Here is a 13,043-nt window from a genome sequence, read left to right as displayed (position 1 = left end):
GGTCCTGATCTCCCGGGCCGCCGTCCGGGGAAACTTTGGAGCCGATCCGGGCACCGGGGCGGCCAAGTGACGGCGTGTCCGTGCCAAAGTGCCCAGGGAGCGCGCCGCAGTTCCGCGCGGAGCCCCGCGCCACAGAGGGGAACCGGTCGCTGCTGCGAGCCCGGAGACTACGCCACTATGGAGACATGCCTTAGACGAGCTCAGCTGTTTGTCAGGGCATTTTTGGCATCAAGCGGCAACGCACTCGGCCCATACGCCTTGGGCTGAAGCCGCGCCAGGATCACATAGGCGACGGCCGTGGCCAGCGTTGACGGCAGCGTAGCGGTCGTGAAGGCAAACACGGGAGAGGACGCAAACGTGATCGGGTCAAGTAGAAGGAAGTAGACCACGATGCCAACGGCCATGCTGACAAAGCCCGGTATATTCATCCCCTTCCAATACCAGTACGCAGACCCTGCGCCGTCGTTGTACAGACCGTCCAAGTCCAGACGTTGCTTCCTGATGATGAAGTAGTCGGCGATTTGGAGCCCGCACAGCGGGCCGAAGACGACGGCCGAGAGGGTGAGGAAGGTTCCGAAATTGGCATAGAAAGGCTCCGCCACGAACACGATTACCGCGGCAACAGTCAGTCCTGCCACCGTTGTCGCACCCCTCCAGCTAAGGCGGGCGTCGATGGCAGGCTGCTGCTTGAGGGAAAGCGCTGCTGTGTAGGTGCCGACCATCGCTGTGCCGATGTTGGCAACGATGATGAACGCGAACGCCGGCAAGGCCAGCCACACTCCGCCGATTTCCAGCAGCCCAGGTAGTGGATTTCCACCGGAATCCGGGAAGATCAGGCCGGTGTAGAGACCAATCAGGCAGATTATCGCGAGGGCGAGGCCAAGTCCCAGGGTTACCGGCCGTACGGATTTACTCGTGCTCTTTGAGAACCGCGTCATGCCACCGACATACGGCCACCAGGACAGGGCCGTGGCGAGCATGAGCTCGATTGCCGTCGTGTAGTCCAACAGCTTGTTACCGCTGGCGGCGCTCGGCTTGGCTTCGAGGAGGGCACCCCAGCCGACCTTGGCAACAATCACGACGATGACCATGATCCCAAGCGCAAGGACCGAGCACGCAACAATTACGCCAACCCGTCGAAGAATGCCGGGGCCGCGGCTGATGAGCGCCCAAACGACCAAAAGGCAGATGAGGCTGCTCACTGTCTGCGCGGTGGGCCCATTAGTTTCGCTGACGATGCCTAGAGTGACCAGCAGCAAGGCAGCGGACTTTCCGCTGAAAATCATCAGCGTGGTCCCCCACCCGATCGTAAAGAGGAAGGTGAGGGCGACGGCGAAGAGGGAACCACGGGTTCCGAAGACGGGCCGCGTTGAGCGTACAGCCTCCAACCCGTACCGCGTTGCCATCGGGACCGTGGCCAGGAATACCAGGAACATTCCTGCCAGCATGGACACAATCATCACGATGGACCCTTGCACCGCTGGCAGATAGAAGGCCACAAATCCACCGATGATGAAGCACCAGGTGGCTACGGCAGCCTGGGCAGAGCTGAAGAACAGGGCTCTGGGGCTCCAGTTCCGCTCGTGGCTCAACAGGGGAAGCGATCCTTCGGTTCCCGATGTTGAGATTCCGTTCGTAGTCTGAGTCACAGGAACCATCCCACGATCAAAGCGATGACGGGAAGAGCAACGGTGATGGCAAGCAGCGTTCGCATGTCGGCGAACCTGAAGGGGGGTTCGAGCGTGCCGGACTTCCACTCGGTCAGTCTGACGTTGAGTTCTTCTTTGTACTGCTCTTGGATTGTGCTCACGTTGTGCCCACTTTCAATGCGTTGGAGTAGCACCGGAACTCGGTGGTGCCAAGAAGTGCGGGGGATGTTTCGCCCGGCTGGGGCCAGACCCGATCGCCCGTCGATCTACCCGGGACCGGAGTTAGCGAAGTGCACCCGGCCGCGCGGTTCGTGAAGCTGGTTGGAGAACTTCATGACCTGGCCTGGCCGGTAATTTATCCAGGTGCCACGCGATAACTCGTCCTTGTTCCAGTCGTGTGAGTCGATCGCGAGGACAGCGGAATCGGGAAGGAACTGCTGCACAGCAGCAGTCACCGCCTGCAGATCCACTGGGTCGGATTATTGTTCGATTCCGTCACAGCTCGGAGACGGCGTCGGCGGAGGCCGGCTCCGAGCTGTGCAGATTCAGAGTTGGGTTCTGGTCGAAGAAGCCATGGGGTCGTATGTCTTGGAATGTGCCTGAATTGGCCGCATGCAAGTCCTGGAATTACCTGGCGGCCACGGCGCCGGTGACAGCGGCTGGTATGCCGGCGTCCGCATCCTGCGAAGGGCCGTTCAGGTAGCGCTCCATGGAGTCATCCATGGCGTTGAGCCAGCGGGTGTGGTGCTTGGTGGCCATGGTGCCGGTGACCACGGAGCGGTGAAGCATGTCGCGGTAGCCCAGGATGTCCGTCTCCTTGTGGTGCATCCAGTCCTTGAACAGCTGGCACACTGCGTCCAGGTCGAAGGGCGGGTAATCCGTGGCGTCGATGAGCTCTCGCAGATAGTCCGTCTGGAAATCGGCCTCGGCGTCGTGATCGGACAGCGCGGCCTGACGCTCCAGCCAGGCCTGGATGTCCGCCTCGCGCTCGGCCAGCGGCGGCAGCTCTATCACACCGGTCATCACATCGCGGGCAAACCAGGCCTGCGCGTCAAACATATTGAAGGTGTAGTACTGGTCCTGGGCGCCCAGGTAGAACAGGTTGGTGTTCTGCTGCCACACCACTCCCTTGTAGAGGTTGCCCGGGTACAGCACGTTCGGCGACTTCAGCGACAGCTCGCTGGGCAGGTACGGATACTTGTGCTGGTATCCGGTGCAAAGTACGACGGCGTCAAAGTCGCCTTGGGTGCCGTCGCTGAAGTATGCGGTGGGACCGTTGAAGTGGGTGACAAGCGGGCGCTCCACCGTGTTCGCCGGCCAGTCGTAGGCCATGGGGGTGGTGCGGTAGCTCAGGGTGATGGATGCGGCGCCCATCTTGTGGGACTGCATACCAATGTCCTCCGCGGAGTAGCTGCTGCCGATCATCAGCAGGTTCTTGCCGTAGAACCGCTCGGCCCCGCGGAAATCATGGGCGTGCAGGACTTCGCCCGGGAAGGATTTGATGCCCTTGAACTCGGGGACTGACGGGACGGAGAAGTGTCCGGTGGCAACCACCAGTTTGTCGAACACATGGGTTTCAGTGATGTTGGTCTTGAGGTCCTCCACTGTCAGCGTGAATTCCTGGGTGGCCTCGTTGTAGCTGGTGTGCCGTGCAACGCTGTTGAAGCGGACGTACTTGCGGACGTCGGACTTTTCCACACGGCCCTTGATGTAGTCGAAGAGGACTTCCCGGGGCGGGAAGGACGAAATCGGCTGACCAAAGTGCTCGTCAAAGGAGTAGTCCGAGAACTCCAGGCACTCCTTGGGGCCGTTGGACCACAGGTGGCGGTACATGCTGGAGTGGACCGGTTCGCCGTGGGCATCCAGGCCGATCCGCCAACTGTTGTTCCACTGGCCGCCCCACTCGTCCTGCTTCTCGAAGCACATGATGCTGGGGATTTCGGCCCCTTTCTGACGTGCTGATTCAAACGCCCGCAGTTGTGCCATGCCGCTGGGGCCCGCACCAATGATTCCGACTCGCAATGTCATGTTGCTCTCCTCTTCCAATGGATCGTTTGGGTCGCTCGTGTGCGACGCCTTGAGATACGCTACGTGCCAGGCAAGCAGCCAACCTGATGTTGCTGTTCGGTAGCGGCTGATGCCTTTGTACTCGGCCATGTCTTCCGGGTGTCCGGCGATGCGCCGGGAACAGTAGTCAGATGCCTGTTGCCGGCGGCGTGGATGGGGAACCCGCGGAGGCCCCTAGGGTGCGAAGGTGCGGTCGCCGGCGAAGAACCCCAGGGCGTACTCGGGGGTCTCGAACTTGACGGTGGTGCCCTTGGGGAAGAACAGCACATCGCGTTCCTTGGCGTGCGTGACTTCTCCCGTCGTCTGGTCCGTGAGGATGAATTCACCCTGGATGACGACCTTCATTTCGTCGTAGGTGTACGTGTACACCAGCGGATCTGAAGCCTTCAGCTCGAAGAATCCTGCGCACATGACCGAGCCCTCGGGGTTGTGGAGGGAATCGCCGATCGCAGCGACCGTCCCCGGCTCGTTCATCGACGGCAGTCCGATGAAGCCTCCTTCCACCTTGTGGATGGATCCGGCCTTGCTCAGTGTTCCTACGAGGGTGGTTTCCATGGTCTCTCCCGTGAATAGTGTTTGTGAAAGATTTGTCAGAACTTTTCATCTTTTGGTACATATGAGCCCGCGCTAAAACCACTCCCAGAAACTCCGGTTGGGGCTCCGGGAGGGACCTTCTGCAAACCGGCATCAGCTAATTTCCAGAGGCCCGCCGGGCTCTGCTCCGAGCGCCGCCGATGTGATGCCAGTCACGTATGTTTGTCCCCAAACAGTGACAGGAACGGATGTTCACGTCAATAGTTCGAGACCATTGACTTGAACATTTGTTCCTGTCACAGTCTTGGGAATGCAGTGACCCGCATCACGATGACGCAAGGTTGCTGCGATTCACCAAAGCACGCCGCAAAGCAGATTCCCCACTGAAGAAACGGTAAAAGACATGACCACAACCACCCCCCAGGCCCCGGCACTGACGACGGATACTGCGATCAATTTCTGGCCTGCGCAGGCCCTGGCCCCTATGGAGGACAAATGGCAGAGCCTCCGCTGCAGGTTCATCACTTCCAATCCTGTCGGCCCCTGGGACGACTTCATCCTCTCGGAGTGGGAGCTCGAGGCCTGCGCCTGGGAGGACTTCCACCCCCACACCGAGACGAATTACGTGCTGGAAGGCGAACTCCATATCGAGAGCGGTGGCAAGACTGTCATCCTGAAGCCGGGCGATTCGGCACGCGTGAATCCCGGACGAAAGGGCCGATACTGGGCACCCGTCTACGCGCGGATGATCACCATTTACGGCCCCAACCCCGAAGGTTTGGAGTCACACTCCTTCCGATACTCCGAACTCTGAGCCCTGGCTCGCCCGCAAGGTCGCCCCGGACCGGATGATCTCCACCGCGGACCCCGATACCCGGCACGCGCACCGCGGCATCAGCAGGAACAACGCCAGGCTGCAGCTACGGATCGCGGGGCTGAACCTGCGTCGGCTCCTCAACCTAGGAGCGCGCTGAACTAATGGCTGTTTGAGGGGCCGGTTCGGTGTCTGGGCGTCCGGGGCGGCCCCTTCGTCGTTTCGGGGGTTCGGGCGGGACGGGCGTTTTCCGGTCGCCGGCCCGTTTGGAGTATCGGCGGCGGGGGCGTGGGTGCCTTCGCCGGCGGTGCCCGGAGGGCGCGGCTGGCGCCCCGGGGCTATGCGATGGCCCAGGCGCCCTCCCGGACGGTCAGCCCGAGGCTGAGGAGGCGTTTGAGGTTCACCGCGCCGGCCCGGAGCCGGAACCAGGCATCGTTTTTCGCCACGCCGAGGTAGCGCAGGCGCCGGTTGTTCCCGGCGGTGAGCCACGCGATGGAGCGTTCGACCATGGGCCGGTGCTGTTTGTAGTCGGACTGGAAGTCCTCGTTCCGGGCTGCGGCGCGGTGGGCGCGCATCAGTTCGTGGTCGGGATGCAGTTCGATCTTGCGGCCGCCTGCCGCGGTCGTGCACCTGTCTTTCAGCGGGCACCCGCGGCAGGCGGCGCCGAAGGTGACGCGGCCCTTGGCCGTGATCCTGCGGCTGAGCCCGTTCGGGCAGGTCAGCGTCCCGGCGGCCTTGTCGTAGGCGAAGTCATCGATCGTGAATCCGCCGGCGATGGCGGCGGCCAGCGGTTTGGGTTTGACCAGGGCCCGGTGTCCGGCCGCGGCGAGGGCCTTGAGCATGTCCCCGGTGCCGTAGGCCGAATCACCGAGGGCGTCCACCTGCTGGTTTTCCTCCACCGTCGGGTCCGCTGACAGCAGCCCGGCCCCGGCCTCGGCATCCGAGGAACCGGGGCCGGCGGCCTTCGTTACCGCGGCGGCAGTCACGATCCCGGTCCCGGGCTCGTTGACGATGTGTGCCTTGTATCCGTCCCGCATCGCCTTGCGGGTCTTGTGGGCGTGCCGCGCGTCGGGGTCCACGATGGAGATCATCCGGTCCGGGGCGGTTTTCCGGGCGATCTTCCACCGCCCGTCCGTGCCGTCCGAGTCCTCGGCCGGTTCCACGTCCTGCCCGGCAACCAGCGCCAGCAGCGCATACGCTTCGGCGGCCTTCGGATCGCCTGCATCGGAAGGATCGCCGGGGTTTTTGTCGAACTGCTGCGGGTCCACCGCCGCCAGCAGCGCCAGCGCGTCGTTGACCAGGGCGGAGATCAGCTCGTCCCTGGCCTGCGCGTCGTCCCAGGCGATGTCCGGTTTCCCGGCACGGGTGTAGTCGTACCCGGTGGCGTGGGCCGCGATCAGGTCCTTGCCGCCGGGCACATCGCGGCCGAAGCGGCGCACGGCGGCGATCAGCTGCGTGACGGTGTCCTGCCGTGCGACCGCGTCATCCAGGACCGTCGAGTCAAGTGCCCTGCGGTTGCGGCCCTTGAGGATCCCGGTGGCGGTGACGACTTCGGTGACCGCGTCCATGATCCGGTGCGGGTTCGCGCTTGCCGCCAGGCGCTTGCGCCAGTACACGAGCGTGGTCGGGTGGAACGCGGTATCCGTCAGCGCGTACCCGCAGGCCGCCTTCCACCGCAGGTCATACGTCAACGCCTCGGCGGTCTCCCGGTCCGAAAGCCCCTGCAGGGCCTGCAGCACCAGCACCGAGCCGATCACCGGCGCCGGCACCGAGGGCCTGCCCCGCTTCGACCCGAACAGGTCCTCCATCATCGAATCAGGGAACAACCGTCCCCGGTGTTCGGCCAGGAACGCGAAAACGCTGCCCGGGGCCAACAGCTCCCCGGCCAGCGCCTCCACGTCCAACAGCGTCCGCTGTTCCCGCTCACGTCCTTGCATAAGACCAGTCTTAACCACCGGGCCGGCAAGTCCAGCAGGCACGCCTTAAACCTTCGAGATTACCGACGCAAATTGTTCAGCACCCTCCTAGGACTCCGCCGTGGTCGGGGGTCCCGGCGCCGCGCCGTCGGGACCCCCCCATGGTGGGGAATCTCCGCCGGCTAGGCCGGGACCGGCACCGCCTCCTTCCTGGCCGTGTCCTTGCGGATGGTCGCGCTGATCACGGCGGCGACGGTGCACATGGCGGCGGCGGCGAACCACGCGTAGTTGTACTGCCCGGTGGCGTCCCGGATGGCGCCGGCGGCCAGTGCTGCGGCGGCCGCGCCGAGCTGGTGGGCGGCGAACACCCAGCCGAACACCACGCTGCCGTCGGCGCCGAACACCTGCCGGCAGATCGCGGCGGTCGGGGGCACGGTTGCCACCCAGTCCAGGCCGTAGATCACCACGAAGACGATCATGCTGGGCTGGACCGTGGCGCTGAGCAGCAGCGGCAGCACCAGCAGCCCGATCCCGCGGAACTGGTAGTACACGGCAAGCAGGATCCGCGGGTTGAAGCGGTCCGTCAGCCAGCCGGAGGCGATGGTCCCCAGGATGTCGAAGATCCCGACGACGGCGAGCAATCCGGCCGCCGTCGTTTCCGCCATGCCGTGGTCGTGGGCCGAGGGGATGAAGTGGGTGCCGATCAGGCCGTTGGTGGTGGCCCCGCAGATGGCGAAGCCGGCCACGAGGGCCCAGAACGTCCGCACCCTGCTGGCCCGCTTGAGCACCTGCAGCGCCCGGACGGCGGCATTCGGGCGGGGCCCGGCGGACCCGCCCGCGGGGGCCGGAGCCACGGCGTCCGCATCCGCCGCTGCGGGTGCCCCTGCGCCGGCCCCGGCTTCGGCCCCGTACGGCAGGGCGCCGACGTCGGCCGGTGAGTTCTTCAGGAACTTCAGCACGAGCGGCACCACGGCCAGCGCGCCGGCGCCAATCAGCAGCGACGCCTGCCGCCAGCCCGGATCCTGCGCCAGCGCGGCGATGAGCGGCAGGAAGACCAGTTGCCCCGCGGCGCTCCCGGCGGTGAGGATGCCGGTTACCAGGCCGCGGCTCCTGGCGAACCAGGTGTTGGCGATGGTGGCGGCGAAGACCAGCGCCATGGAGCCCGTGCCCAGCCCGATCAGCAGCCCCCAGGTCAGCAGGAGCTGCCAGGACTGGTTCACCAGCACGGTCAGCGCACTGCCCGCACCGATCAGGACGAGGGCCACGGAGGTGACGGCGCGGATGCCGAAACGTTCCATCAGGGCCGCGGCGAACGGGGCCGTGAGGCCGAAGAGGACCAGGTTGATGCTCACTGCGGCCGAGAGGATGGTGGTGGACCAGCCGAATTCGTTCTGCAGCGGGACCATCAGCACGCCGGGCGCGGCCCGGAATCCGGCGGCGCCGACGAGTGCCAGGAAGGCGACGGCGGCCACGGTCCACGCCGGGTGGACCCGGCGCCTGGGCGGGCGAGGCAGCGTGGTTTCGGGCGCGCTCATGCTGCAGCTCCGTTCTTCCCGGTCCGGGCGGTGGCTAGGGGCACGGGCTCCGCGGTACGCGTAAGGCTGTGCCAGCTGGTGTTGTCGGCCGTGAGTGGTTCCCCGCAGGCCGTGCAGCTGTCCGCGGAGGAGGTCCGTTCCCCGCACGTTGAATGGATGACGAACATGTGCGCCTGCGCGGACGGCGCCGGGAGGTGCTTTTCGGCCCAGATGACGACGGCGTTCAGCACCGGCAGGGCGTCCTCGCCCTTGGCCGTCAGCACGTATTCCTGGCGGGTGCGGCCGCCGTCGTCATAGGGCTGGCGGGTGAGCAGTCCGGACCGCACGAGGGACGCGAGCCGGTTGGTGAGGACGGAATCCGCTGCGCCGAGGCGGTTCTTCATGGCCTCGAAGCGGCCGTTGCCGAAGAAGACCTCGCGGAGGACGAGCATGCTCCACGGGTCGCCCAGGATATCCAGGCCGCGGGCCATGCTGCAGGTCCGCTGGGACCAATCTGATCTGAGTGCCATGCGGAAAACCCTATCTGACTATCTTAAAGAAAGCTAGGGTTCCGGATGACCAGGGTCCCGGCGGGATGAAGGGAAGCTACCGCCCCGCGCGCAGGGCCGCCCGGGACGGGCGGTAGGCCAGCGCCCAGTACACCAGCATGGCCATGCCGCAGAGCACGCCCAGGCTTGCGACGATGAGCTGCCACTGGGTCTGCGGATCCTTCCCCCACTCCTGCGCGCCGGCCAGCACCGCAAGGTACTTGGGCGTCAGGTAGAAGGCCACCGCGGACGCGGCCACGATGATCCAGCCGGCCAGGCGCATCTTCCCGTTCCGGGACGGCACCCGGTGGATCGCGAACCCCAGGCACGGCAGCGCCACGGCCATCCACACCCAGTGGTGGGACCAGGACACGGGGCTGACCAGCAGCATCAGCACGGCGGTGGCGGACACGGCCACGAAGTTCTCATCCGCATCCACCGCCCACTTGATCACCAGCGCGGCCACGGCGGCCAGCGCCAGGGAGAGCACCAGCCACAGCAGGGAGGTCAGCCCGGAATCCGGCAGGCCAAGGTGCAGCAGCAGGCCCTTGACGGAGAGGTTGTCCATGTACGCCGGGCCCCCGATGCGCCCGGTGTCCGGCAGGATCCGGGTCCAGAACGTCACCGAGGCCGTGGGCAGCAGCGCCCAGGCCAGGGCAATGGAGCCGAAAAAGCCGCCCGCCATCCAGCCGAGGGCCTTGAAGTCGCGGCGGACCAGGAAGTACAGCCCGAACGCGAGCGGGGTCAGCTTGATGCCGGCCGCGATCCCGATCAGGAGCCCCGCGGGCCAGCGGATCTCCCCCGCCCGGGCTTTGCCGTGCAGCGCGAAGTCGGCCAAAATCAGGCCCATCAGGATGATGTTGATCTGGCCGAAGTCGAAGGTGTCCCGCCACGGCCCCAGCAGCAGGATCGCCGCGGTTCCGGCCAGCGCCACGGCACGGAAACGCCAGTCGGCGACGGTGTCCCGCCATCGGCCCAGGCCGAAGTAGTGCCGCGCCAACCACGCCGAGACGACCGCCGCGCCCAGCAGCGCCGTCGTGATGAAGACCAGGCTCGCCACGGTCTGGCCGAGCGACGCGAGCGACGCGAACAGCAGCGCCGCGAAGGGCGGGTAGGTGAACGGCAGCCCGTCCCGCGGCGCGTAGAGTTCGTTGACTCCGGTCTCGCCGGTCTGCAGCACCCGGCTGCCGCCGTAGAAGTAGACCTCGAAGTCGTTCATCAACGGGATGTAGGCGGAGTACAGCACCACCAGGGCGACGACGACGGCGAGCCCGCCCGCCGCCGTCGCGAGCCGGCCGCGGCGGGTGGAGGGGGCGGCCTCGGTGGTGGTTGTCACTGCCTGCTAGCTGCCCGGCTCAAGGCGGGAGAAGGCCTGTTCAAGGTCGGCGATCAGGTCCTCGACGTCCTCGATGCCGCAGGAGAGCCGGATGAGGTTGACCGGTACGGCCAGTTCGGTGCCCTTGACCGAGGCGTGGGTCATCTCCGAGGGGTAGTTCATCAGGGATTCGATGCCGCCCAGGGACTCGGCGAGGGTGAACACGGAGGTCGATTCGGCAACCTTGCGCGCCGCCGCTTCGCCGCCCTTGAACTGCACGGAGATCATGCCGCCGAACTTCTTCATCTGCTTCCTGGCCAGCTCGTGGCCCGGGTGCGAGGGCAGGCCCGGGTACAGCACGGCCTCCACCTCGGGACGCTGCAGCAGCCATTCGGCGACGGCCTGGGCGTTGTCGCTGTGGCGGTCCATCCTGACGCCCAGGGTCTTGAGCCCGCGGGTGGTGAGGAAGGCATCCATCGGGCCGGAGACAGCGCCGACGGCAAACTGCACGAAGCCGATCTTCTCGGCCAGTTCCGGGTCGTTGACCACAATCGCACCGCCGACGACGTCGGAGTGCCCGCCGATGTACTTGGTGGTGGAGTGCACCACGATGTCGGCGCCGAGGGCGAGCGGATTCTGCAGGTAAGGGGAGGCGAAGGTGTTGTCCACCACGAGGAGGGCGCCGGCGTCGTGCGTCAGCCTGGCGATGGCCTCGATGTCGGTGATCTTCATCATCGGGTTCGACGGCGTCTCGACCCAGACGAGGCGGGTCTTGCCGGCGCTGCTTCCCCCCGCGGCGATGGCCTTCGCCACGGCGTCAAGGTCGGACATGTCCACCGGGGTGTTGCCGATGCCCCACTCCCCCAGGACACGGTTGATCAGCCGGTAGGTGCCGCCGTAGGCGTCGTTGCCGAGCACGATGTGGTCGCCCGGTCGGGCCAGGGCGCGGATCAGGGAGTCTTCGGCGGCCAGGCCGGAGCTGAAGGAGAACGCCGCGGTGCCGCCTTCCAGCGCTGCCAGTTGTTCCTGCAGGGCGTCCCGGGTGGGGTTGGTCCCGCGGCCGTACTCATAGCCGGCGCGCAGCACGCCGATCGCCTCCTGCGCATAGGTCGAGGAGAAGTGCACCGGCGGCACAACGGCGCCGGTGCGCGGCTCAAAGGCCTGGCCGGCGTGGATGGCGCGGGTGTTGAACCCGGGGTTTTTTGCGGAAGGGCTTTCTGGCAAAGACATGTGGGATCCTTTCGGCCGGTGGCGGGGCCCGCCGGGAAGGCGGGCCCCGCCGGCGGGTCAGTTGCTGAGGTACGCGAGGAGGTCGTGGCGGGTCAGGATCCCCACCGGGGCGCCGACGAACGTCACCATCAGGGTGTCGTTCTCGGAGAGGAGTTCGCGGGCGGTCGAGATCGATTCGAGCGAGCCGATCACCGGCAGCCGCGCCTCCATGTGTTCGGCGATCTTGTCCGTCAGTTTCGCCTCGCCGCGGAACAGCTTCGCGGTCAGGGAACGTTCGTCGACGGCGCCCAGCACCTCGCCCATGACCACCGGCGGCTCCGCGGAGAGCACGGGGATGTGCGAGACGCCGTACTCGTTCATGATGTTGATGACATCGCGGACGCTCTCGTTCGGGTGGATGTGGACCAGGTCCGGCAGCTCCCCGGTCTTGGCCTTGAGCACCTCCCCCACGGAGGCGTCATCGCCGCTGGCGAGGAAGCCGTAGGAGCGCATCCACTGGTCGTTGAAGATCTTGGCCAGGTAGCCGCGGCCGGAGTCGGGCAGGATGACGACGACGACGGCGTCCGCCGGGAGATCCTTCGCGACCTGCAGCCCCGCGACGACGGCCATGCCGGAGGATCCGCCCACGAGCAGGCCTTCCTCGCGGGCCAGCCGGCGGGTCATGGCGAAGGAGTCGGCGTCGGTGACGGCGATGACGTCGTCCGGAATGGACTTGTCATAGTTGGCGGGCCACATGTCCTCGCCGACGCCTTCGACGAAGTACGGCCGGCCCGTTCCGCCGGAGTAGACGGACCCGGCGGGGTCGGCGCCGATGATCTTGACCACGCCGCCGGCCGCCTCGGGCCGGTCCGCGGAAACTTCCTTCAGGTAGCGGCCGGTGCCGGTAATGGTGCCGCCCGTGCCCGCGCCGATCACGCAGTGGGTGACCAGGCCGTCCGTATCGTTCCAGATTTCCGGGCCGGTGGATTCGTAGTGGCTGGCCGGCGCGGCCGGGTTGGAGAACTGATCCGGTTTGTAGGCTCCGGGGATCTCGGTGACCAGGCGGTCCGAGACGCCGTAGTAGCTTTGCGGGCTGTCCGGGGCGACGGCGGTGGGTGTCACCACCACTTCGGCTCCGTAGGCCTGGAGCACGGCCCGCTTGTCCTCGCCGACCTTGTCCGGCACCACGAAGATGCAGCGGTAGCCCTTCTGCTGGGCCACGAGGGCCAGTCCGACGCCGGTGTTGCCGGAGGTGGGTTCCACGATGGTCCCGCCGGGAAGGAGCTTGCCGGTGCGTTCGGCTTCATCGATCATCTTCGCCGCGATGCGGTCCTTGATGGAACCGCCGGGGTTCAGGTATTCCAACTTCACCAGGACTGTTGCCCCGATGCCGTCGGTCACATGGTTGAGTTTGACGAGAGGCGTGTGGCCGATGAGTTCCAGAACGGAGTGCGCGTACTTCATAGGTATAAAGTTA

General features: G+C 66.0%; 11 protein-coding genes. 1 reads left to right on the top strand and 10 read right to left on the bottom strand.

Going from position 1 to position 13,043, the window contains the following annotated elements; all coding sequences use genetic code 11:
• Positions 1–200: 200 nt before the first annotated feature.
• The 4 genes from E5206_RS06725 to E5206_RS06710 all read right to left on the bottom strand — a co-directional run bounded on the left by E5206_RS06725 (position 201) and on the right by E5206_RS06710 (position 4,271).
• The gene (locus E5206_RS06725; RefSeq protein ID WP_168709284.1) at positions 201–1,592 is read right to left on the bottom strand and encodes a cytosine permease; all 1,392 of its coding nucleotides are present in this window, start codon (positions 1,590–1,592) and stop codon (positions 201–203) included.
• A 53-nt stretch (positions 1,593–1,645) separates the two neighbouring features.
• A complete protein-coding gene (locus tag E5206_RS19210) occupies positions 1,646–1,810 on the bottom strand; it encodes a hypothetical protein (protein ID WP_168709283.1) in 165 nt (54 codons plus the stop codon).
• Between the two features lie 466 nt (positions 1,811–2,276).
• Positions 2,277–3,677, bottom strand: coding sequence for an NAD(P)/FAD-dependent oxidoreductase (locus E5206_RS06715; RefSeq protein WP_136321822.1), 1,401 nt, complete (start codon positions 3,675–3,677; stop codon positions 2,277–2,279).
• Between the two features lie 213 nt (positions 3,678–3,890).
• On the bottom strand, positions 3,891–4,271 hold the full coding sequence (locus E5206_RS06710; protein ID WP_136321821.1) for a cupin domain-containing protein: 381 nt from the start codon (positions 4,269–4,271) through the stop codon (positions 3,891–3,893).
• A gap of 382 nt (positions 4,272–4,653) precedes the next feature.
• On the opposite strand from E5206_RS06710, the gene E5206_RS06705 reads away from it, so the two are divergent.
• Positions 4,654–5,064 (top strand): cupin domain-containing protein, encoded by a 411-nt coding sequence (locus E5206_RS06705; RefSeq protein WP_240690007.1) that lies wholly within the window; start codon positions 4,654–4,656, stop codon positions 5,062–5,064.
• 338 nt (positions 5,065–5,402) lie between these two features.
• Here E5206_RS06705 and E5206_RS06700 read toward each other — a convergent pair whose 3' ends face one another.
• The 6 genes from E5206_RS06700 to E5206_RS06675 form a co-directional block, all read right to left on the bottom strand.
• The gene (locus E5206_RS06700) at positions 5,403–7,001 is read right to left on the bottom strand and encodes an IS1182 family transposase (protein ID WP_136320799.1); all 1,599 of its coding nucleotides are present in this window, start codon (positions 6,999–7,001) and stop codon (positions 5,403–5,405) included.
• A gap of 161 nt (positions 7,002–7,162) precedes the next feature.
• Positions 7,163–8,515, bottom strand: coding sequence for an MFS transporter (locus E5206_RS06695; protein ID WP_136321820.1), 1,353 nt, complete (start codon positions 8,513–8,515; stop codon positions 7,163–7,165).
• Positions 8,512–9,024 carry a helix-turn-helix domain-containing protein gene (locus tag E5206_RS06690; protein ID WP_136321819.1) on the bottom strand — a complete coding sequence of 171 codons (513 nt, stop codon included), beginning with the start codon at positions 9,022–9,024 and terminating at the stop codon, positions 8,512–8,514. Before E5206_RS06690 ends, E5206_RS06695 begins: the two co-directional genes overlap by 4 nt.
• Before the next feature lie 76 nt (positions 9,025–9,100).
• The gene (locus E5206_RS06685; protein WP_240690005.1) at positions 9,101–10,378 is read right to left on the bottom strand and encodes a glycosyltransferase 87 family protein; all 1,278 of its coding nucleotides are present in this window, start codon (positions 10,376–10,378) and stop codon (positions 9,101–9,103) included.
• Between the two features lie 6 nt (positions 10,379–10,384).
• On the bottom strand, positions 10,385–11,587 hold the full coding sequence (locus tag E5206_RS06680) for a cystathionine gamma-synthase (protein WP_136321818.1): 1,203 nt from the start codon (positions 11,585–11,587) through the stop codon (positions 10,385–10,387).
• Between the two features lie 57 nt (positions 11,588–11,644).
• Entirely contained in the window at positions 11,645–13,030 is a 1,386-nt protein-coding gene (locus tag E5206_RS06675; RefSeq protein WP_136321817.1) for a cystathionine beta-synthase, read from the bottom strand.
• Positions 13,031–13,043 lie beyond the last annotated feature (13 nt).

It is taken from the genome of Arthrobacter sp. PAMC25564 (assembly GCF_004798705.1).
Classification (GTDB): domain Bacteria; phylum Actinomycetota; class Actinomycetes; order Actinomycetales; family Micrococcaceae; genus Arthrobacter.
The sequence above is the reverse complement of the archived record's forward strand: the minus strand, read 5'-3'. Positions and strand labels throughout refer to the sequence as shown.

What these genes read in the sequence shown, in the direction of transcription:
- E5206_RS06715 (WP_136321822.1), bottom strand. Translation starts at nt 3,677, where the DNA reads ATGACATTGCGAGTCGGAATCATTGGTGCGGGCCCCAGCGGCATGGCA.
- E5206_RS06710 (WP_136321821.1), bottom strand. Translation starts at nt 4,271, where the DNA reads ATGGAAACCACCCTCGTAGGAACACTGAGCAAGGCCGGATCCATCCAC.
- E5206_RS06705 (WP_240690007.1), top strand. Translation starts at nt 4,654, where the DNA reads ATGACCACAACCACCCCCCAGGCCCCGGCACTGACGACGGATACTGCG.
- E5206_RS06700 (WP_136320799.1), bottom strand. Translation starts at nt 7,001, where the DNA reads ATGCAAGGACGTGAGCGGGAACAGCGGACGCTGTTGGACGTGGAGGCG.
- E5206_RS06695 (WP_136321820.1), bottom strand. Translation starts at nt 8,515, where the DNA reads ATGAGCGCGCCCGAAACCACGCTGCCTCGCCCGCCCAGGCGCCGGGTC.
- E5206_RS06690 (WP_136321819.1), bottom strand. Translation starts at nt 9,024, where the DNA reads ATGGCACTCAGATCAGATTGGTCCCAGCGGACCTGCAGCATGGCCCGC.
- E5206_RS06680 (WP_136321818.1), bottom strand. Translation starts at nt 11,587, where the DNA reads ATGTCTTTGCCAGAAAGCCCTTCCGCAAAAAACCCCGGGTTCAACACC.
- E5206_RS06675 (WP_136321817.1), bottom strand. Translation starts at nt 13,030, where the DNA reads ATGAAGTACGCGCACTCCGTTCTGGAACTCATCGGCCACACGCCTCTC.